General features: G+C 46.2%; 13 protein-coding genes. 8 read left to right on the top strand and 5 right to left on the bottom strand.

What is annotated here, in order from left to right:
- Positions 1-21 precede the first annotated feature (21 nt).
- Genes B5D42_RS11590 through B5D42_RS11615 form a run of 6 tightly spaced genes read left to right on the top strand, consistent with a single transcriptional unit; the run spans position 22 to position 12,966 of the window.
- Entirely contained in the window at positions 22-1,977 is a 1,956-nt protein-coding gene (locus B5D42_RS11590; protein ID WP_078831677.1) for an NAD-binding protein, read from the top strand.
- Positions 1,978-1,983: 6 nt separating this feature from the next.
- Positions 1,984-3,492: a toll/interleukin-1 receptor domain-containing protein gene (locus B5D42_RS11595; protein WP_078831678.1), complete on the top strand. Its 1,509-nt coding sequence runs from the start codon at positions 1,984-1,986 to the stop codon at positions 3,490-3,492.
- A gap of 9 nt (positions 3,493-3,501) precedes the next feature.
- The gene (locus tag B5D42_RS11600) at positions 3,502-6,579 is read left to right on the top strand and encodes a WD40 repeat domain-containing protein (RefSeq protein WP_078831679.1); all 3,078 of its coding nucleotides are present in this window, start codon (positions 3,502-3,504) and stop codon (positions 6,577-6,579) included.
- Between the two features lie 3 nt (positions 6,580-6,582).
- Positions 6,583-9,261, top strand: coding sequence for a TonB-dependent receptor plug domain-containing protein (locus B5D42_RS11605; RefSeq protein WP_078831680.1), 2,679 nt, complete (start codon positions 6,583-6,585; stop codon positions 9,259-9,261).
- An 8-nt stretch (positions 9,262-9,269) separates the two neighbouring features.
- Positions 9,270-11,786 (top strand): MFS transporter, encoded by a 2,517-nt coding sequence (locus tag B5D42_RS11610; protein WP_078831681.1) that lies wholly within the window; start codon positions 9,270-9,272, stop codon positions 11,784-11,786.
- A gap of 10 nt (positions 11,787-11,796) precedes the next feature.
- Positions 11,797-12,966, top strand: a complete 1,170-nt coding sequence (locus tag B5D42_RS11615) for a GNAT family N-acetyltransferase (RefSeq protein ID WP_078831682.1) — start codon at positions 11,797-11,799, stop codon at positions 12,964-12,966.
- Between the two features lie 17 nt (positions 12,967-12,983).
- Here the strand turns inward: B5D42_RS11615 and msrA are convergent, their stop codons facing one another.
- The gene (gene msrA / locus B5D42_RS11620; protein WP_317042011.1) at positions 12,984-13,634 is read right to left on the bottom strand and encodes a peptide-methionine (S)-S-oxide reductase MsrA; all 651 of its coding nucleotides are present in this window, start codon (positions 13,632-13,634) and stop codon (positions 12,984-12,986) included.
- 196 nt (positions 13,635-13,830) lie between these two features.
- Between msrA and B5D42_RS11625 the strand changes: the two genes are divergently transcribed.
- Complete coding sequence (locus tag B5D42_RS11625) at positions 13,831-15,945, top strand: endonuclease MutS2 (RefSeq protein WP_078831779.1); 2,115 nt, start codon at positions 13,831-13,833, stop codon at positions 15,943-15,945.
- Between the two features lie 72 nt (positions 15,946-16,017).
- On the opposite strand, the gene B5D42_RS11630 is transcribed toward B5D42_RS11625, so the two are convergent.
- Together B5D42_RS11630 and B5D42_RS11635 are read right to left on the bottom strand one after the other, a co-directional pair.
- The gene (locus tag B5D42_RS11630; protein WP_176112990.1) at positions 16,018-16,734 is read right to left on the bottom strand and encodes a DUF4397 domain-containing protein; all 717 of its coding nucleotides are present in this window, start codon (positions 16,732-16,734) and stop codon (positions 16,018-16,020) included.
- Positions 16,735-16,823: 89 nt separating this feature from the next.
- On the bottom strand, positions 16,824-17,639 hold the full coding sequence (locus B5D42_RS11635; protein WP_078831684.1) for a hypothetical protein: 816 nt from the start codon (positions 17,637-17,639) through the stop codon (positions 16,824-16,826).
- Between the two features lie 184 nt (positions 17,640-17,823).
- On the opposite strand from B5D42_RS11635, the gene B5D42_RS11640 reads away from it, so the two are divergent.
- Positions 17,824-18,834: a LacI family DNA-binding transcriptional regulator gene (locus B5D42_RS11640; RefSeq protein WP_078831685.1), complete on the top strand. Its 1,011-nt coding sequence runs from the start codon at positions 17,824-17,826 to the stop codon at positions 18,832-18,834.
- Positions 18,835-18,836: 2 nt separating this feature from the next.
- On the opposite strand, the gene B5D42_RS11645 is transcribed toward B5D42_RS11640, so the two are convergent.
- Together B5D42_RS11645 and B5D42_RS11650 are read right to left on the bottom strand one after the other, a co-directional pair.
- Complete coding sequence (locus B5D42_RS11645) at positions 18,837-20,339, bottom strand: lipopolysaccharide biosynthesis protein (protein ID WP_078831686.1); 1,503 nt, start codon at positions 20,337-20,339, stop codon at positions 18,837-18,839.
- 14 nt (positions 20,340-20,353) lie between these two features.
- On the bottom strand, positions 20,354-22,042 hold the full coding sequence (locus tag B5D42_RS11650; RefSeq protein WP_078831687.1) for a M1 family metallopeptidase: 1,689 nt from the start codon (positions 22,040-22,042) through the stop codon (positions 20,354-20,356).
- Positions 22,043-22,054: the final 12 nt, after the last annotated feature.

Consider the following 22,054-nt stretch of genomic DNA (forward strand, 5'->3'; position numbering starts at 1 on the left):
GATACAACCACCAAAACTAACATGAACTTCAAGAAGGTAAGGCCATTCATTTTTCCTGTACTGATTGTACTGGTATTTGCTTTTTCAATTGCAGGCTTTCACCAGAGTCTTGGTGATAAATTCAATTTCTGGGGCGTACTCTTTGCCATTTTTAATTTCTTTATCATGAATGATGCCGACCCTGTGGAAGTGTCGGACAATATCTATATCCTGATTGCCAAATACCTGGCTGCCGTGCTGGTAGGTTTCGGATTGTTCTCTCTTTCGTATAATTATCTGCGTCGTCTTTTCCTTACCTACAGGATCAGGTTTACCTACACGGGTCATATCATTATATTTTCGCTGGATCATGCAGGGAAAAGTATTGCGGACAGGTTGATTGACAATGGCTACAAAGTGGTAGTGGTAGAACATGATAAAGAAAATCCTTTCATAGAAGAAATGGAAGATGCCGGTTGTGTGGTGATCACCGACAGTCCGTTTGAAAAAAAGACGCTCGATGATATCGGCCTTCTCAAGGCAAAAATGTGTATCCTTGCGCATACCAAAGATGCTACAAACATAGAGATCGCCAATAAGGTGAGCGAATACATTTACCAGAACCTGACGGAGGAAATGCGTAAAGGGCATGACGCGCTGAAGATACTAGTGCACATAGATGAGCAGGATAATATTGAAGTGATCAAGGATTATTTCGATATCAACAACAGCGATGAACATTACGACCTGCATGCATTCAATATAGATGAGCTCGCCGCGCAGAAGATCTATGATTCATTCCCGCCGTATCAGTATGGAGGTGCAGTTTCCCAGCAACCGGAGCATTCGATAGCCGTGATCGGGGGTAATAAGACGGCTGAAGCATTCATACTGGAGAACATGATCCTCGGACATTATGCCGGACGACCACCGCTGAAGATCTACCTGGTTGATAAAGATGCAGACACTTTTTATCATGCATTCAGATACCGTTATCCTTTCTGCGAAGAGTTTATTGAACTGATCCCTGTAACGATGTTGAACTCCAGTTTCTTCGCCAATTTTGCATGGTCGAAAGAGCATATCGAACAGCTCAGCAAAGTGCAGGCTGCTTATTTTTTTGGTGAGAGCGATTCTGTTGTGATGAATACCGCAGCATCCTTCCGCCAGTTTCTTTATATACAGACATTGGGGATCTCGCAGGTGCCGCTGATTATCGCATTACCTGAAGACAGCGGTATTTATGAATTCCTGAATGATAACAGCCGCCATCGCGATGAAGTACACCAGCTTTTCACGAATACACTGAATATGCATTATGTGAAAAGACAAAGCGACAGCTTCTCCGGCAAAAGCCTGATAGAAGAAACCGCGCTGAATGATTCGCTGGCCCGTGTGATCAATTATTATTATTCGGTAAGCTATGAGTTTGAAAACATATTGACCGACAAACTCAATGTTACGCCTAAGCCTGGCCTTGCACAGCAACTCACGGATTTTATCATTGCATTCCCCCAACAAAAAGCCGCATTTACAGAACAGGAATTTGAGGCAGCTTTCTTTACTTATATGTCGCAGCTGACAAGTGTTTCGGAAGATCGACTGAATGAATATTTTTCGATCAAGAAACGCTGGAATATCCTAAATAACCGCAAGAAAGATTCAAACCGTTATGCAGCACGGAATATCAATGTGAAATTTCACATGATGAAAGAGATCGGCTGCTGGCCTGTGAATACGGAGAATATCCTGAAATTCTATCCGCGCCTTGCCGAAGTTGAACACAAGCGCTGGAGTGCGGAAAAAATGGTGTTCAATTATAAATTCGGCCCTTTCCCTGCAGATAAGAAAGAGAAATACATATTGAAGGAAGTACTGAAGATACATAATCAACTAATACCCTACGAGCAGCTGACAGAAGGAGAAAAGCAGAAAGACCTGAATCTTTTTATGCTTTTGCCACTGTTGTATTCTTTAAAACAATCCGGAAAATCATAACAACAGATGCAGTTTGCTAAAGATATATTTATCAGCTATGCGCATATCGATGACGAATCGCTGATCGAAAATCAGAAAGGTTGGATCTCCGAATTTCACCGGGCGCTGGAAATACGGCTTGCGCAGTTATTGGGCCGCAGACCTGTGATCTGGCGTGATCCTGCTTTGCAGGGAAATCACATTTTCGATAAACAGATCGTAGATCAGTTTGCACAGGTAGCGGTGATGATTTCCATCCTGACGCCCCGTTATGTAAAATCGGAATGGTGCGTTCGCGAGGTGAATGAGTTTTATGATTGCTGTAATACCAATATCGGTTTCAGTATCAATAACCAGGCAAGGATCTTTAAAGTGATCAAGACACCAGTGAAAGTGGAAGTGCATCCTGAAAAGATCCAGAACATTCTGGGGTACGAATTCTATAATACAGACCCGCATACCGGCAGGGTAAAAGAACTGGCACAGGTATTCGGTCAGCAGACTGAAAAACTCTACTGGGAAAAACTGGATGATCTCGCCAATGACCTGGCAGGGTTTCTTGACGGACTTGAATCTGCAAGCCCTTCCCGCAATACTCCCGCCTCATCAGTTACAAAAGATATTACCCGTGTATATCTCGCTGAATCGAGTTATGAAACCAAGGAATTCAGAGATAGTTTACGCAGAGAATTACAAGACAGCGGCTATCATATCTATCCTGATAAGCAATTGCCGCTTGTTGCACCGGTTTTAACGGAAGATGTAAGTGCTTATCTGAAAGAAACACGTTTGTCGATTCATCTGATCGGCGAACATTATGGCATTATACCGGAAGGGACCCAGAAATCCATTATAGAACTACAGAACGAGATCGCAGCGGCAGCCAGCGGCAATACGTCATTGGAACGGCTGATCTGGATTCCTGAAGGGCAAACTGCGCGGGAAGAAAGACAGCAGAATTTCATCAATAAGCTGAATGAGGGCAGCGAGGGGATCACCGGGGCTGATCTGATATACGGGTCGCTGGAAGATTTCAAGGGTGTGATGATGGATAAACTCGCCGCCATCGAAAAAGAAAAGAACAAAGCCAAAGAGGAAGCGGCAGTTGAATCGAAACCAGCTGCTGATGCATCGAAAAGTCCCGCCATTGTTTACCTGATCTGCGATCTCACAGATCTTGACGATATCAGGCCGCTGGAAGATTTCCTGTTCAACCAGGGCTGCGAAGTGATGCTTCCCATTTTTGAAGGCGACGAATCGATGATACGTGAAGATCATGTTGAGAATCTGAAAATGTGCGATGCCGCCGTTATATTTTATGGCAATGCAAATGAGATCTGGCTGCGTTCCAAAACAAGGGATTTTCTCAAGATCAGCGGCTACGGCCGTGAAAAGCCACTTGGAGCGAAAGCTATTTACATAGCAGGCCCGGCCAGTCCGGCGAAAGAAAGGCTGCGTGCACAGGAGGCTGAAGTGATCAATGGCATCAATGGTCTTCCGGAAGATAAAATCCAATCACTCTTACAAAAACTATAAGCAATTCATATGTTCAACGACCTGGTAATTAATAATCCCTTTCCCGGGTTAAGGGCCTTTGAAGAACATGAAGATGTTCTTTTCTTCGGGCGGGAAAAGCAGGTGGATGAGTTGCTGAAAAAACTCAGAACCACCCGGTTCCTGGCTGTGATCGGTTCTTCCGGCAGCGGTAAATCTTCCCTGATCAAATCGGGGCTGATACCGGCGCTGCACAGCGGTTTCATGTCCGGCGCGGGTTCCCAGTGGCGGATCTGCTCCTTCAGGCCTGGCAATGACCCGATCCATAACATGGCTGTAGGATTGTCGCAGCCGGGAGTGCTCTATGAACAGTCGGAAGATCATGATACAGAGATAACCACAGCCATCAATGAAAGTATTCTGAGAAGAAGCAGTACAGGGTTGATCGGCGCATACAGGCAATCAGGTATTGATACCCGCCAGAACCTGCTGGTACTGGTGGATCAGTTCGAAGAGCTTTTCCGTTTCAGCAAATATGAAAAAGATGCCAAAGACGGTAAACGTGATTCCGTAGCATTCATCAATCTCTTGCTTAAAGCAACGGAGCAGCGTGAAGTGCCGATATATGTTGTGTTTACCATGCGTTCCGACTTCCTGGGTGATTGTACGGAATTCAGAGGTCTGCCGGAAGCGATTAACGACGGCGACTACCTGGTGCCGCGAATGACGAGGGAAGAAAGGAAAGAAGCGATCGTAGCACCAATATCCGTTGCTGGTGCCAATATCTCTCCCCGTTTGCTGAACCAGTTATTGAATGATGTAGGCGATAACCCGGATCAGTTACCCATTCTTCAGCATGCGCTGATGCGTACCTGGGATACCTGGAAGCAGAAAGATCAGCCGGATTCACCGATAGATATTACGGATTATGAAGAGATAGGCGGAATGCAATACGCCTTGATGCAGCATGCCGAAGAAGCTTATGCGGAACTCGCTACAGAGCGGCAGCGTTATATCTGCGAAGTGCTGTTCAAAGCGCTGACCGATAAAGGATCGGATGCGCGTGGTATCCGCAGGCCGAGAAAGCTGGGTGAGATCTGCGCGCTTGCCGAAGCTAAACTGGACGAGGTAGTGGAAGTGATCAATGTGTTCCGCCGCGGCGGCCGTGCATTCCTGATGCCGCCTGAAAAAGTGACGCTCACTGAATCATCCATCATTGATATCTCGCATGAGAGTATCATGCGGGTATGGGAAAGACTGATGAACTGGGTTGATGAAGAAAATGAGTCTGCACAGGTTTATTTCCGGCTCTGCGAAGCTGCTGCATTATATGAAGCCGGGCGCGGCGGTCTCTGGCGTGACCCCGAATTACAGGTGACGTGGAAATGGAAAGAAGAACAACAGCCCAATCTTACCTGGGCCAGCCGTTATAATGACCAGTTTGAAAAAGCGATGTTGTTTCTTGAACACAGCAAGAAACAGTTTGAGCTGGAAATGAAACACAAGGAAGAAATGCAGAAGCTGCGGCTTCGCCGCGCGAGAAGAGTAGCGATCACGGTATCTGTTGTTGCGGTTTTGGCATTATTCCTTTCCATTTACGCCTTCCAGTTAAAGAACATCGCTACAAGACAAACAGAACTCGCGGTTAAAAAAACAGCCGAAGCTGAACAAAGCCAGAAAGTGGCGGTGGAACAACGCAAGATCGCAGATGCAAGTAAAGAAGAGGCTTTGGAAGGAAAACTGCAGGCTGAGCAAAGCAAGGAAGTTGCCGTAAAGCAGAAAGAGATAGCAGATGCCGCGAAAATAAAAGCAGAACAAAGCCGGCAGGAAGCACTGATCCAGAAAAACCTTGCTGAAGAACAAAAACGTTATGCGGAAAGGCAGAAGATCGTAGCCGAGGCAAATGAAAAAGCTGCACGTGAGCAGAAAACGATCGCTGAACAGCAAACTGCAAAAGCGGTTGAAAGTGAAAAAGTAACTGCCGAAGAAAAAAGAAAATCGACCCGCCTTAAAGACCTGGCCGAGAGCCGTAACCTTGCTTATGAATCATTGCTGCTGCTGAATGAAAAAAAGATAGACGAGAGCCGCGCCAAAGCTTCGGAAGCATATAAACTCAATCTTGCCAACAACGGCCCGATCCAGAATTCTGATATTTTCAATGCCCTGCAATACAACTGGGAAAATAATATCCAGTTCAGGAACCAGTTTCTGCTGCACAAATCACCTGTACGCGCTATTGCAGGCAGGCCGAAATCCAATATTGTTTTCTCCGCTGATGAAGAAGGCGCATTATATGTTTCGGCTGTGGATGAAAACGGCTGGCAGCCTGTTTCTGTTTTCCAGTTGAAAGAACCGGTGCGCAGCCTTGCAGCTTCACCTGATGGCAATAAGCTTGTTGCGCTCACTTCTGCAGGTAATGGTGTTTTATTCAATGTTTCTGCAGACAATGCGCTGAGTGTAGCCGGCAGATTCCATATCAATGGTATTTCGAGAAATATTCTCTTCAATGGAACGGATGCATTTATCGTTGTCAGCAGTTCAGGACTGACGAGGTATAAAACAAATCCTTCGCTTACAGAAGATGGCGTGTTCCGCATCAGCGATCTGGCTGCTGCGGCAACAGGCAAAAGCGGCAGGATCTATCTGGCATCGGGTAATACATTGAACGTATTCGACAAGTGGGAGAGCCTTGGCGATAAACCCGCTGCTTCTTACAGATTAGGCGGAAGGATTGTAAGTATTGCCACAGACAACAATGAACAATACCTCGCTGCCGGCACTTACGAGGGTGCGGTATGGCTTAAAGATATGCGCAGCAATGGTACGGCTGTTAATCTTCCGCTGCATCTTTCAAGCGTAAATGATTTGCGGTTTGCGCAGGTGAGCAATGGCAGACTGCAACTCGCAAGCGGAAGTGCGGATCAGTCGATCAAACTGATAGATGTAAGGTCGGCCACCGGCGATAAGAATACGGAAGATGTCATAACACTTAAAGGACACAGCAAATGGATCTACGGACTTACTTATCTGCCGGGCGGTGAAATGATCGTTTCTTCCAGCGAAGACAATAAAGTGATCGCCTGGAAGCCGGTGATGTCGGATCTCTATCAAAGCCTGAATAAAAAATAATGTATGCGTAAATCTCTTCTCATAACCTGTTGGTTCTGTTTCCTGCTTTGCATGAAAGTGCAGCAACTCAAAGCGCAGGATCAATGTGGTTCAGCTTCTGTGGAAACAGCCGAGGGCTTTTATAATATCGGTCGTTTTCATGAATGTATCAGCGGACTGAAAAAATGCCTGTCGGCAAACGGCTTTAATTATACAGAACGATTCCAGGCTTACCGCCTGATGGCGATGAGTTACCTTGCCATCGATTCGATCGATGCTGCAGACGATAATATCCGCCGGATCCTCCTTATGCAGGATAATTTCGAAGCCTATGCGAGCGATCCCAACCGTTTTAAGCTGGAAGTGATGTACCTGCGCCAGGTGCTGCGTTCCAGCCTGATCTCCTCGGTTTCTAAGAAAGCGGAGAACATCAATTTAGCGCCAGCAACTATCCAGATCATTTCCGCTGCAGACATCCGCAACCGCGGTTACCAGGACGTGGAGTCCATTTTTTACGACCTGCCGGGGTTCGATATTTCCCGTGATTTTGGTATTACTTTCTCAACGATGTACCAGCGTGGTTACCGTTCTGCAACGATGACCGAACGGACTTTGCTGCTGGTGGATGGAGTTGAAAGCAACGAGATGTGGACGAATGCGGCTTTTTTAAGCAAACAGTTTCCTGTCAGCAATATTAAAAGGGTGGAAGTGATCTACGGACCAGCGTCTACCATTTATGGTGCTAACGCTTTTGTGGGGGTGATCAATATTGTGACAAAAAATGAAGATGATTATTTCCCTTTCGACAGGAATAATATCGCAGCCAAAAAGAAAACGCTGGCAGTTAATGTACAGACGGGATATGGATCACTGAATACAAGGTTTATAGATGTGAATGTAGCGAAACACGTGAACAAAGATGTGTTTTTCTCGCTTACGGGACGTGTATACAAATCAGATAATATGGATCTGTCCAGGTACAGCAACTGGAACGGGATCATACATTATGATTCATCTGCGTATAACCGTGTTTTCACTATCCAGAAACCCTCACGTGACACGATCCTGAAATTCGCAGCAGCAGATCCGACCAAGCAATATTTCCGCATTACTGCCGATTCCAGTGTGTTGTATGCAACCGACCAGGCATTGGCGCGGGCTGCGCAGCTTGACAGTACTGCATATTCGAAGACTTATAAAGGTGTTAATCCTGCTGAATTCCATAATCCGATCAATGATTTCTATTTGTCAGGGAAAGCACGTTTCGGAGACTTTAATCTCGGATTTGAATATTTTAATAAGAATGAAGGCTCTGTGGGTGATTATACCAGCCGTTTTGCTTCCATCAATAATGCATTAACCAACTGGCAGGTGCGGCAATTCTATTTCTATGTGAAGTATGATAAAGCCTTGTCGGAAAAAATATCATTTTCCAATTTCACTTATTACCGCGGAACGGATTTCGGTAATAATTCAAAAGCAACTGCCTATAAAAGTTATGGCAACCAGTCTATTTCCTTTTATGAACTTGTAAGATCGAATGGCGCTACGCAGCCTTTCTTTACGCCCACTTACTATGCGCAGAGTTCAAGCCAGTTCCGGACAGAATTTAAGCTGCAATATAAATTCAACGAGAAGTGGGATCTGAATACCGGCGGGGAAATGAGAACGGGCAGCCTGCAGGGTGATTATGTAAAAGGAACCACAGACCCTGCTATCGTGAACGGTACTGTTACCGGCGGTAATACATTGCCTGGCGGTAATAATTATACACCTTATACTGTTGGTGCTTATACACAGCTGAATTATCAGAACGTGGCCAAACACCTGAACGTGTCTGCAGCCCTGCGATATGATCATAACCGATTCCGCCAGATCGGTGGCTATGGCTCCATTTTTAATCCCCGTTTCTCAGTTGTATATTATCCTGGTAACATGGTTTTCAAAGCCATTTATTCAGAAGCGTTTATGGATGCATCGAGTTTTAACAAGTTCTCTACCTCGGCAACCAGGCTGGCCAGCAATGCTTCCCTGCAACCCGAAAAAGTAAAGAATATTGAATTCTCTGCGCGTTATACATTCAATAAACTCAACCCCGGTTCATTTGTTGAAGCGTCATTCTACCAGGCCAATTATAACAACACACTTGCGCTGGTAAGTTTTGTGATGCCTAACGGCACACTTACCAATCGCTTTGAAGGCCTGGGCAAGGCAAAGATCATGGGTGTGCAGGTGAACGCACAGGTAGAAGTGCAGCATAATGTGGCAGTTTTCTTCAATTTTACTTTTACGAATCCTAAAACCACATTGCCTTCCGTTGTGAGCAAAACGGATTCGGTGGTGAAGCGTACGGGAGATATTGCAGACTATTCTTCCAATTTCGGAGTGAATGTAAAGTTGCTGAAACAGGATAAGCTTAACCTGAACCTGCGCGGTAACCTTGTAGGAGCGAAGCCGACCGGTAAAGCTACCAGCATCAGCGATAACCCGCTGAACAGTATAGATGGTTATTTCCTTGCACACCTGAATGTAAATTACCAGTTAAACAGCTGGCTTACAGTGCAGGCAGGATGTTCCAACCTGTTCAATAAGGAATATTTTTCTCCGGGTGTTCGTTCAGCGGATAATATCCAGTATGCGCCAACCATCCCGCAGTACGGAAGAATGTTCCAGGGACAACTCATATTTAATATCACCAAATAGTAACCAGCGTGGCATTACCCAAACTTGGATCCGCGTTTCATATCAGGCAGGCCGAGCGGTATAACTTCTCGCAGCTTTTCCTGCAGTCGTTCCTGACGGGGCTGGCCACATCATTTTTCTCGGTTACAACCAGCAGCTATTTCATTAAAAAGCTGGATGCCTCCAGGTTGCCGCTTGCTTATATTCTTTCCGGTGTGGTAGGCTACCTGGTCATTCACCTGTATAAAAAACTGATGAGCCGTTATGGCCTCATCACGGCTATTGTTATTACCAATCTCCTGTATATACTTATCTGCGGTTCATTGCTGTATGCACGGTTACATGATTCGTCTTCACAAAGCCTTACACAGTATGTAGCTTTTGCAGGGTTTGTATTCATTATGCCATTTTCATCCCTGTTCGCACTTACGTTTGCGACATTGAGTCTGCGCCTGTTCGATCTCGGTCAGAGTAAACGCCTGATCGCGCTTGTGGGGCTTGGTGAAGTGATCGCATCTATTCTTGCATACCTGATGGTGCCTTTGCTAACCACCCTTATGGGAACAACCGCCTTCCTGCTGCTGATCACGATGAGTGCTGTGCTTATAGGAATGATCCCGCTCGCAAAGTTGGTGAAGGCCAATGGTGAAAGGCTCCGCCATGTGCATGCAAATCAAGCGGCAACAACAAAAGTGAATTTTTCCTTTCTGCTGAAAGACAGGTATTTTATGCTGATCGGCATTTTTACGTTTTTCTCTGTAACTGCGATCTATCTCGCAGATTATTCTTACCTGATCTCTGTGAAATTCCTTTCTGTTGAGAATAATATTGAAACAGCAATACTGGTGTCGGTGATTTTTACAGTGATCAAACTTGGAGAACTTAGTTTCTCGCTTTTCTCATCCAGGTTCATGAGCGAATATGGTATGAAAATCTCTTTATTGTTACTGCCACTGCTGCTTGTGCTCAGCTCCATGCTGGGTGTGGTATCAGGGTCATTGTTCCGTTCCATCACCTTTTTTATCGTGGCATTCCTGTTGCTGAATAAATGGCTGGAGCGGGTGGTTCGTAAAGGAATCACCAACCCGGCACTCAAAGTCCTTTACCAGGTAACAGAACCCGCAGAACGTGCTAAAGTACAAACCCTGATCGATGGCTCTCTCTCGCAGGTTTCTACCATGGCCGCCGGTCTGATCTTACTTGGGTTGTCACTTGTCTTTAAAAAGACAGAGTTATATGTCTACCTGTTTGTGCTTGCCGGCGCCTGTTTTATTGTATATGCGATATGGTTGTTCTTTACACAAAAAATGTATCACCAGTATAAGGAAAAGATCCAGCTTTTTCTTAAAGGCACAGGAGCAAAAGCAATTGACGGTTCAGAAGACATCGTCCCGGAAAATTTTGAAATCACTAATCCGCCAGACAACACGTCTTTCTCCGAACTCAGGGAAATGCTGAAATCAATTGCGCTGGACGAAAGGAAGAATAGCCGTAATTATTTGTATGAAATGGCCAGAACCTATCATTCAAAAGCATTTAAAAGCGTGAATGGTATCGATGATCCGCAACTGGCCAGGAAATTGTCTGCTGCACTCTATGCGCAGGAACATTACCCGGCAAGGATTGCAGCGATACAATATGTGCAGTATCTCTCCCCGGAAGAAAAATTGCGGGTGCTGAGAGAAAACTATGAAACACTGGACCATACCCTGCAATATTTCCTGCTCAGGAATGTAAACAGCAGTCCTGTACAATGTTCGGCCGAAGATCGGTTTTATTTTACCGGCCTGTGCCGCCGTTGTGTCAGAGATATCCTCTGGATCGAAAGCACTGTAAATGATCTGACAGAACTCGATAATGAAAAATTACAGACAGCCCTGCTCGATCTGCGTGAACAGCAGGTTTTTAAATTGCTCCAGCTGTTCAGGATCCTGTATGATCCGGGTGCTGTAGCTATCGTTGAAAATATCTGGCGCAACAGGGTCAACCTGCCGGAGAACCAGGTTTTTGCTATAGAACTGCTCGAGAATATCCTTGAGAAAAATGTAAAGAAGATCATTATCCCTTTGCTGGAAGACATCCCGTTGTCTGCCAAAAAAGAAAAACTGCGCGAGGTCTTTTATTTCCATAACATGGATATGGCAGACAGACTGAAAGATATTGTGATGAAAGATTTCAACCTGGTGGACCCTTATATCAAAGAACTGGCTGTTCGTGCTTATGTGCAGCTTACAGGTGATAAGAATCTTGCGCGGGTGTTCAAATCTCATCCATACCTCCGCCTGTCGTCACTTTGCCAGGATGACCAGGCTGCGCTCGAAAAAGCGCAATCGCTGCTGCGTGAAATGGAAATGCCGGAAAACGTATATCACCACAAGACATTCGATATGCTGCTTCGCTGGGTTGCGAGAGCAGAGAACACCAGGCAGGAGCATGCGACGGCTTTACAGGTTAACATAGAACACCTGGGCAATCGTTTTATGGTGGATTGTTACGGACTGAATTTGTTATTGGAAGTAAAACAGCAACATTCATTTAACCGATAATAACCGATATATGATACAGACTGCATACCAGCTGGAAGTGATTACCGATTTGGACTCGGTCAGTACTGCCGTGATGGATTTCTTTCATGCACAGGATACTGATTTTTATCCGCCGATCAGTCAGCGTATAGAAATGCACGCCTATATCGCATCGATCATGCAGCCCGACGGTGCTTTGATCATAGCTTCGGATGCCGACCGGGTCATCGGTATTGTCGGTCTCACTTTTGCACATCCGCGGTTCAGGTATTTTATCCAGTATGTGGCAACGGATCCGTCGTATCGCAGGCAGGGGATTGCACACCTGTTATTTGATAAAGCATTTGCCTTATTGCAGGAACGCGGTGCAGACAGGGTAACGATCCGTACCTGGTCTGCCAACCAGCGCTCGCAGCAATTGTTTACCAGTACCGGATTTATCCTTTACGATAAGGTGTTTAACGACAGGGGCGAAGGCGTTCATTCCTATTATTTCGGCAAGAGCTTTCTGACAGGTTACCTGAAACAGGAACCCGAACGTATAGGTATATTAGGTGGCATGGGCAGTTTCTCTACCGGCAATTTTATAAAGACCCTTACCGGTACCAATAAAAGAATGCAGGGCGACAGCGACAGTTTATCATTTTTACTGGTGAATGAGCCTGCTATTCCCGATCGCAGTACCAGCATCAGGGAAAATAAAGTGGGTGAGATGACTCAGATCGTAAACGCTGCGATTGAAAAGATCACCGCAGGGGGAGTAAGCCATTTAATGTTACTGTGTTTTACGTTACATCCATTTATTAACAGGCTAAAGATCCCGGCAGGAACAGAATTGATAGATCTGGTGGATTTTACAAGGGAAACAGCAGCGCAATCGGGCGATAAATGGATGCTTGCGGCCACACTCAGCAGTTATGCCATGGATCATTTTTCCGCTGCGGATATTGTGCTTCCCCGTGAGGAAGACCGGCAGCGTATCCAGGATATGATCAGCGAGATCAAAACCGGCACAGACCCTGTTCACTATAAAAAAGAACTGGCAGCAATTGCAGGAGAAAATGGCTGCAGCGGGATTGTGCTGGGATGTACGGATCTGCACGGAATGTACGGCTACGACAAGGCTTTCGATGGCATACATGTTTTAGATCCGCTTACCGAACTTGCCTTTATGCTTGAATCCAAAAGAAAAGCCGGCTGATGTGCCGGCTCTGATCTTTATTGTTTCTTCAGTTTATTTTTGAATACCTTTTCGAATTTCTCAAGTTTAGGCCTGATCACAAAACGGCAATAGCCTTGTCCCTGGTTATCGTTGTAATAATTCTGGTGATAATTTTCCGCGGGATAGAAATTCCTGAAAGGTTCAATAGCGGTAACGATAGGACTGTCCCAGGCGCCGCTCTGATCCAGTTTGGCTTTATAGGATTCAGCTTTCTTTTTCTGTTCTTCATTGTGATAAAAGATAACGCTGCGGTATTGCGGGCCAACATCATTACCCTGCTGGTTCAGTGTGGTAGGGTCGTGGGTTTTCCAGAAAACCTCGAGCAGTTCATCATAAGTGATCTTAGACGGATCATACACGATACGTGCCAGTTCGGCATGACCTGTGGTTTTATCGCATACCTCTTCATAGGTAGGATTTTCAACATGCCCGCCGCCATAGCCGCTCACCACTTTCAGTACGCCATCCAGGCGCTGGAAAAAGGCCTCGGTGCACCAGAAGCAGCCTTCGCCAAAAGTGGCTGTATCTGTCTGTACGCCGGGCGGAATTACTTCATTATTCATACTTATCAGGTTTTTTTCTGGTTGCTGGGCACAGGAAACAAGGGTAATGCCCAGGAATAAGGTACTTAACAAAACTTTCATCATACCGGTATTTTTATAAAAATACGATTAAAAGCATGTGGAGGATTGCTCTCCGTTTCAGTCGGGAACGCTTTAACATTTCCGCTACCTCTTACCTGCGAAAGCCGTGCCATTGGCGGTGGAACTGACTTCCAGACAGGTTGGCCGAAAAACAACATACAATCTTACCTTTGCAGGCTTAGAAAGAGGAGCAGTTTATATGCGTTTATATCCGGAATCGGCATTGACCCAACTTGAGTTTGATAAAATAAAGAGCCTGCTTGCCGGGCACTGTAAAACAGCGCATGCACAGCAGAAAGCAAATGAGCTGCGTATTCATACCCGTAAGGAGTACATAGAGCTGGAGCTGAAACAGGCTGCTGAATACAAGCTGGTGCTGCAGTCGGGTCAGTATTTTCCCAGTGATTTCATGCTGAATATTGCGAAAGACCTGACCCTGCTGGGTATTCCCGGGGCTATGCTGGGTGGTGAGCAATGGGTGAATATCCGGAGGCTGACGGAAAATACTTCTACAGTATTCAGGTGGTTCGATACGGAACGCCGCGAAGCATTTCCGGCGCTTGCACAGGTGATCGCAGGGAGCTATTATGAAAAAGTGATCGTTGAGCTGATCAATGAAGTGCTCGATGAGCATGGCAATATCAAAGACACTGCTTCCCCTGAATTGCAGAAGATCCGCATGAGCCTTTTCCGCAAACGGAACGAATTGCGCCGGGTTTTCGAAAAAGTGATCGCAAGGCTGGCGAAAGCCGGTTATACTGCCGACATCAATGAAAGTTTCAGTAACGGCCGTCGTGTTGTGGCTGTATTTTCTGAACACAAACGCCAGGTAAAAGGAATCCTTCATGGTGAAAGCGACAGCCGTAAAACAGCTTTCCTGGAACCAGAAGAAACCATTGAGCTGAACAACGATGTGTTTGCGCTTGAAAACGACGAAAGCCGGGAAATCCAGCGGATCCTGCGTGAGCTTACCGCTAAACTGTCGGTTTACGCACCCTTGCTGCAGCAATACCTGGCCATTGCGGGTGAGTATGATTTTATCCGTGCCAAAGCAAGGCTGGCCATTGATATGAATGCGAATATGCCGGCCCTGACAGATAAGGCCCAGATCCAGCTGATCAATGCGTTCCACCCTTTACTTTTCCTGTATAATAAGGTCTCGGGAAAACCAACCATACCTGTTAATCTTTCATTGAACGATAAAAGCAGGATACTCGTGATCAGCGGCCCCAATGCGGGCGGTAAAACCGTTACCATGAAAACCATCGGCCTTAACCAGGTCATGGTGCAAAGCGGTTTGCTGGTGCCTGTACACCCGGATTCTGAAATGGGTATTTTCAAACAACTCTTCATTCATATCGGCGATACACAAAACCTGGAATTTGAATTGAGTACTTATTCCAGTCACCTGCTGCATATGAAACATTTCATAGAAACGGCAAATGGAAGGACCTTGTTTTTTATAGATGAACTCGGAAGCGGAAGTGATCCCAACCTGGGCGGTGCTTTTGCGGAAGTGATCATGGAAGAGCTTTCCCGCCGCCATGCACTGGGTATTGTAACAACACATTACCTCAACCTGAAAGTGATGGCCAACCATACACAGGGTATCGTGAACGCAGCCATGCAGTTTGATGAAGTGAACCTGCAGCCAATGTATAAGCTGATCATCGGCAAGCCGGGCAGTTCTTATACATTCGCTATTGCAGAGCGGATCGGTCTCCCGCAACATCTCATCAACCGCGCAAGAAAACTGGTAGACGAAGATCATTTCAGGCTCGACAGGCTGCTGAACCGAACCGAACAGGACCTGCAGCAGCTGGACAAGGAAAAGAAACAACTGCATCAGCTGCTCCGTGAAAATGAAAAGCTGAAAAAAGAAATGGAAGTAGTGCTGGACAAAGAACGACACCGCCAGCAGATCGATATCCTCAAAAATCAGAATCGTATCACAGAAGAAAGACTGGCATACCTGAAAGACATGGAACGCAAGCTCAGGCAGATCGTGCTCGACTGGAAAAAGAACGAAGACAAGAACGATGTGATCAGGAACCTGCAAACCCTGTTGTTCAAAGGAAAAGAGCAGGTAGTAGTTAACAAACTGGCCAAAAAAGTAGACCTGCGTTACAAGGAACTTGCAGGTGAGATAGCAACAGGTTCGCTGGTGAAGCTGAAAAAGAACTACCAGGTAGGCGAAGTGAAAGAGATCCGCGGCAAACGTGCGATTGTACAGATCGGTGCATTACCGATGAATGTAGATCTCGCCGATCTTGTGCCGGTAGAAAAGCTGCCGCCGGCTGCTGATCAGAAATAATGGAAAGATTAAAAAATGAAATCCCCGCCAAAAGCGGGGATCCCGGGTTTATCAGATAGGATATCAAAAAAATTACGGGGCCAGCTGACCATTCTCCACAAACCTGATCTGCATTGCTTTTGCAGGATCGGCATCGCCCGGAATACCGGTCAAAAGAATTGTATATGCTTTTTTGGCAACCACATCAATAGTGCGTGACGCCTGGATATTGCCCTCGGTTGTAATTGTTACAGCGACCTGCCCGGGATTCAGTCCGGTAAACTGCGAGATCTTTGTAAACCTGGATGTTTCCTGTATGATATTATTCCCGTCTGCAATGGCCGATACCTGTACATTCGACGAATCCGGGATCGCATTGATATAACGGATATACGCTTTGCCGCTGGTGCCTGAAAGACTGTCAAAATTATCAACCGTGATCACATTTTTATAAGTGCCGTTAGCGCCAACCAGGAAAACGGAGTTGTAAGTAGAAGCCATGAAGTTATAGCTGCTGTTGGCAATAGGCGTGCCGGTATAAAAATCATAGGAATCTACTGTGCGTGTTCCGGGATAAATGCTGTAATAACCACCTGTGAAGCTGGTATAGCCAAGCGGTGTTCCTGTCAGGCTGTTGTTAGACAAGGCAATACCTACAGAAGGCTTGTCAGGCGCGAGATTGAAAGCCATCAATCCTGCAACGGGTGTGTTTTGTACATCGTTCGTCTTGTTACAGGCGGTAAAGATAAATGCCACAAATAAGGCACTGAGTGCTGCCCAGCGTGGTATGAACCGGTTATTTTTTTTCATAGACATCATTTTCATTCTTTCACAGCAGAAAAAACGGTGCCGGAAAAGTAAATTCCCGTAAATCTTAACAGGTTTTAACATTTTGGCCGCTACTGCCCATAAGTGAATGCATAATGAGAGGTATTACCGCCTTTCAGGTTGGTCACTTCCAGCTGCTGTGTTTTTCCTGTTGCATCCTGTGTATAATCGAACCTGAGTTGCATGGTAACAAGGCCGGTACTGTTGTATTGTGTAATTCCCGTTACCTGTTTTTTAAAAGGAATATAGTAATTCAGATCTGCAGGCGTGGAATGTGAGAGGTAGAAAGTAAACGGCAGCAGGTCTTCCAGGCAATTGTAGATACGCTCATTGCCGGGCAGGAACTGGTGAGGTTTGTCTGCATAACTGTATTCATAACGGATTCCGGTAGTACTGGTAATCGTCTGCGGATCACCTGCACTGTTATAAATGATGGTTGCACTGGCTTTTAATATGCCGGAATTGTTTAATGTTTTGATGATGCTGAGTTGCCCATTCGTGTATTCGTACAGGATTGTTTGTGTGTAGGATGAGCTGTTGCCGAAAGGGTCTTCTTCAATATGCGTGCGGATCTCTTTAACAAGTTGATCACCATTGTAAAAATAATCAGTATGGCCCTGGGGTTTGCCTGTATGATAGTCGGATGTCATCTTTGTTAAAAGCCCGGAAGTATTGTAACTCAGCCGGATTGTTCTGTAATCCTTCTGCTCGATGCCTGTGATCCTGTTATTGCTGTTGTAGGTGAAGTAATAATCATCCCTGATCAGTGGGGCTGTAAGTAAGATCCGGGTTACATAAGTGCTGCCCGGTTGTGTTTGTACCGGTGTTTCTTCCTTGCTGCATGAAAAGAACAGGGGCAGGAGGAGAACTGTTAAATGCCATTTCATGCCGCGAAATTAGCCTACGTAAATCCCGCATTTTTGTCAATGTTGATATGAGGTGATTACCAGGCCTGAACGGATTGCATGAAATGAACGACTGACCGAAATTTACATGAAAGTACTGCCAATGCGCGCAGTTCATTAAATTGCGGCAGGGATAAAATGCCCGGAAGCAAAATCAACTGCGGCTATGCATAAAGTAGACCTGAAAGAACTGGCGGAAAAACTGAATTTGTCGATATCAACAGTGTCGAGGGCGTTGCGCGACCGCTATGATATCAGCACACGCACCAAACAGCGTGTAATGGCGCTGGCAGCAGAACTGAATTACCAGCCCAATCCTTATGCAAGCAGCCTTCGTCAGCGGAAAAGCAAAACGATCGGTGTGGTGATCCCGGAGATCGCGAATAACTTTTTTACCCTTGCTATCAATGGTATAGAATCTGTTGCGCAGGAAAACGGCTACCATGTGCTGATCTATATCACGCATGAAGACCCGGAAAAAGAGGCTAATATCATCAGGCATATCCGTAACGGCAGGGTAGACGGACTGCTGATGTCGGTGTCTGGTAATATGGATCCTGTGCGCGACCTGAAAGAGAACGGGCTTCCGCTGGTATTGTTCGACAGGGTTTCGGAAGATCCGCAGATCCCTTCGGTAACCACAGATGATTACCAGGGCGGGTTTGATGCAACATCACACCTCATTGAAAACGGCTGCCGTAATATTGCTTACCTGGCGGTATCGAAAAACCTTTCCATCAATCATAAACGGATGAAAGGCTACCAGGATGCCTTGAAAAAAAACAATATTCCTTACAAAGATCAGCTGGTGATCAATTGCGGGAACGATGATGCGGAAAACCTCCGTAAGATAGAAACACTGCTGCAAAGCAGGCGCCGCCCTGATGGTGTGTTTGCTTCAGTAGAAAAACTTGCGGTGAGCACTTATGAAGCTGCGCGCAACTGCGGTCTTGAAATACCCCGGGATCTGAAGTTAGTCGGGTTCTCCAACATGGCAGTCGCGTCCATCCTGAACCCGTCCCTTACAACCATTACACAGCCTGCGTATGAAATAGGCAAAGAAGCTGCGTCTGTGTTATTTCATATTCTTGAACAGCAGGAAAAGAAAAAGAATGAACCAGCATCTGCCAGCAAAGTGTTCCGGTCTGAACTGATCAAAAGGGATTCTTCGCGCTGAGTTTATTTTTTGTTCCGGCCGAATTTCTCTCTGGCTACCGCAACCATCTGCCAGGCATCGGGCGTGATCCTGAAATAAAAGATGCCTGCCACCATCAGCAGGGAAAATGAAATTCCTCTTGCAATAATGCGTACCCAGCCACTCAGCATTTCAAAACCATAATAACAGGCCAGGTATGCAGCCAGCGCAAGCAGCAGCGCATAAATGGTTTTCATCGAGAATGGCTGCATATTGAATTTCCTGCGCAGGAATTCGAAGCGGATGAAATTGTAAATACTGTATGAGATCAGTTCTGCAATGGCCGAACCGATAATGCCGTAGTGTTTGATCAGATAATAGGTAAGCGGCAGCCGAAGAATGAACAGCACAACACCGCTCATACAATCGAATTTCCAGAATGTGGATGTGTTGATGACCATGGCGTTCAGCCCTGTTCCGGCATCTACGATCCGGATCAGTCCCAGCACGAACATCACACCCAGCCCCTCACTGAAAGCCGCCTGTATATCCAGCACCCGCATGCCGTCTTCCACATTGAGCCAGAGATTACCGAAAATGAACAATGCCATCAGCAGCAGATTGATACAGGATCTTTCATATACCCGGTTGATCTCTTTATAATCCTTCTCCTTCCACGCCCTCGCCAGCACTCCCGCAGAAACCGCCTGGATACTTCGCTGCGGTACCTGCACCAGGTTGGCTGCATATTGCGCAAAGAGAAATACACCTACAGAACCCAGCCCCTGGAAGCCCGCAATGATAAAACTGTCTACCGTTGCCGCGATCGCAGCTATGCAGGTTCCGCCGAAAGCGAGCGCCTGCATCGTTACCATCTTCTTCCAGAACTTCCGCGTAACAAGGCTGATCTTAAACGTAAAATGCAGATGCCCGGTATTATAGAGATAAATGATCAGCACCAGGAACAGCACCAGGAACTGGAATGCATATAACCTGATGAACGTATGAAAACTGATCACTTTGAAATAGAACAGGAAAATGAGTATGCACGATAACACCCGCAGCAGCGTTTCCTTCAGGAAATTGGAAACTACCGACCGGTGCAGTGCCCAGGCAAAACTCTCCGTTACAAAAAAGAAAAGCATGCCTATGGCGAAGGGAAACATCCAGTAATAATAATCCGTCAGCAGCTTGTTGGAGCCTTTGGAGAAATAGCCGATAAAAGCCGGTTCAAACCAGATGCCGCAAATCATCACCAGGATAAAACCGGTAAATGAGATCAGTAATGCCCAGCTGATCAGGTCGATCTTCCGTTCTGGCAGGTTGTCCTTGTAGTAAGGATAAAATTTATAGATCACCGGGATGATACCCAGCGCTGCAAAGGAATAAACGTTCTGGCCAAAATCTGAAAAAATCCTTGTAAGACCATACTGCTCAGGAGTAAGTGAGCCGTTGCGGCCGGAGATATAAGTATTCACGAATCCTACCAGGAAACCTATGTAAACAAGTATACTCGAAATAATCGTCTGTTTCCGGATATTACCCATACTCCTTTGCTGCTTTAGTTGTTCCCGGATGTGTTTTTCACCCTGATATAATATAACTTTTCCGCTGCTTCAGGCTTCAGCAGTGTTTGCATACCCGGGGTCAGTGTAATGGACTTCCATGTTTCTGAAGGACTGATGCGGATCGTATCACTGCCGGCATTCAGGTATAAAGGCAGGTCAAACCCTTTTACACATTCAGACCAGCGGAAAAAAAATTTTTTCCTGTCGCCCGAAAAATAATATTCCAGCTGCGGCACCTGTACGGTATGCAGGTATTGCTGAAATACATACTTCAGGTTCCAGCCGGCGAATTTACTCATCTCTGTCATAATATCGCCTGCAGTAACTGTCTGGTGGTAAAATCTTTTGTTAAGGTGCCGCAGCATCGTGCGGAACAGACTGTCGTTATGCATGGCCTGGCGGATGGTATGGATCATGTTAGATCCTTTGGGATACATATCGCCGCTGCCTTCTTTATTCACACCGTACGGGCCGGTAACTGGTACATCATTATTGATATTACGCCTGATGCCATAAGTATAGGTATCGCCTGCTGCCTTGCCACTGAGACATTCTGTGAACAATGTTTCGGAATAATTGGTAAACCCTTCATGGATCCACATGTCTGCAATGTCTTTGCTGGTAATATTGTTGGCAAACCATTCGTGACCGCTTTCGTGAATGATGATGAAGTCCCACAGCATTCCCAATCCTGTTCCTGAAAGATCGCGGCCGAGGTAGCCGTTCATGAACTGGTTGCCATATGCCACGGCGCTCTGGTGTTCCATACCCAGATGCGGGGCCTGTACCAGTTTGTAGCCGTCTTCATAGAACGGGTACGGCCCCATCCAGTATTCAAAACAATGCAGCATCTGTTTTACCTGGGTGAACTGCTGTTTTGCCTTTTGGAGTTCGTAATCCAGTACCCAGTAGCTGCAGTCGAGCTGCCCTTTTTCACCGTCATAGGTTTCATTCCAGTTCACATATTTGCCTATATAGGGTACAATGTTGTAATTGTTGATAGGATTGACCACCGTCCACTGGTAAGTGGTTGTATGATTCGTATGCGCCTGCTTGCTGGTTAACCTGCCATTGGCTACGGCCACCAGTGTATCCGGTACGGTGATGCTGATCATTGCGCCGTTATCAGGCTCGTCAGACTGGTGATCCTTGCAGGGATACCAAACGCTGGCACCCAGTCCCTGGCAGGCAACGCTCATCCAGGGGCGGCCCTGTTTATCTTTTGTAAAGATCCAGCCGCCATCCCAGGGCGGTCTGCGTGCTACCACCGGCGCGCCTCTGAACTCGAGCAGCAGGGTTTCTGTTGCACCAGCCTGCAAATCTGAAGGAAAACTGATATAATATACATTACCGTTCCGTTCAAACGGCAATGAAGCATGCGTTCCGGCAGATGCTTTTACAAGTTCCATCGGCTGCTGCAGATCGATCTGCATTTTCCTGCCCGGCCTGAGTACTTTAAAACGGATGGCATTGGTGCCGGTGATGGTTCTGGAGTTGTAATCCGGCGTAATGCCGATGGTATAATGCAATACATCCCACCAGGCCCTTTCGGGCGTAATGCTGCCGCGGAGCGTGTCGGCGTGCGTAAATTCCGTTTTGGAAGATAAGGGCGTCTGCGCAACGGAATAAAAACCGCAAAGCAGGCAGAGCATGATCGGCAATGTGTATTTTGCATTCATCATTTAAAAGTAAGA

Origin of the sequence: Sediminibacterium ginsengisoli (genome assembly GCF_900167075.1) — a bacterium.
GTDB classification, from domain to species: Bacteria; Bacteroidota; Bacteroidia; order Chitinophagales; family Chitinophagaceae; genus Sediminibacterium; species Sediminibacterium ginsengisoli.

Bases quoted from the DNA above. Each gene is read 5' to 3' on its own strand.
- B5D42_RS11640 (WP_078831685.1), top strand. From the start codon at position 17,824: ATGCATAAAGTAGACCTGAAAGAACTGGCGGAAAAACTGAATTTGTCG.
- B5D42_RS11615 (WP_078831682.1), top strand. From the start codon at position 11,797: ATGATACAGACTGCATACCAGCTGGAAGTGATTACCGATTTGGACTCG.
- B5D42_RS11630 (WP_176112990.1), bottom strand. From the start codon at position 16,734: ATGAAAAAAAATAACCGGTTCATACCACGCTGGGCAGCACTCAGTGCC.
- msrA (WP_317042011.1), bottom strand. From the start codon at position 13,634: ATGATGAAAGTTTTGTTAAGTACCTTATTCCTGGGCATTACCCTTGTT.
- B5D42_RS11650 (WP_078831687.1), bottom strand. From the start codon at position 22,042: ATGATGAATGCAAAATACACATTGCCGATCATGCTCTGCCTGCTTTGC.
- B5D42_RS11595 (WP_078831678.1), top strand. From the start codon at position 1,984: ATGCAGTTTGCTAAAGATATATTTATCAGCTATGCGCATATCGATGAC.
- B5D42_RS11645 (WP_078831686.1), bottom strand. From the start codon at position 20,339: ATGGGTAATATCCGGAAACAGACGATTATTTCGAGTATACTTGTTTAC.
- B5D42_RS11590 (WP_078831677.1), top strand. From the start codon at position 22: ATGAACTTCAAGAAGGTAAGGCCATTCATTTTTCCTGTACTGATTGTA.
- B5D42_RS11605 (WP_078831680.1), top strand. From the start codon at position 6,583: ATGCGTAAATCTCTTCTCATAACCTGTTGGTTCTGTTTCCTGCTTTGC.
- B5D42_RS11600 (WP_078831679.1), top strand. From the start codon at position 3,502: ATGTTCAACGACCTGGTAATTAATAATCCCTTTCCCGGGTTAAGGGCC.
- B5D42_RS11635 (WP_078831684.1), bottom strand. From the start codon at position 17,639: ATGAAATGGCATTTAACAGTTCTCCTCCTGCCCCTGTTCTTTTCATGC.
- B5D42_RS11625 (WP_078831779.1), top strand. From the start codon at position 13,831: ATGCGTTTATATCCGGAATCGGCATTGACCCAACTTGAGTTTGATAAA.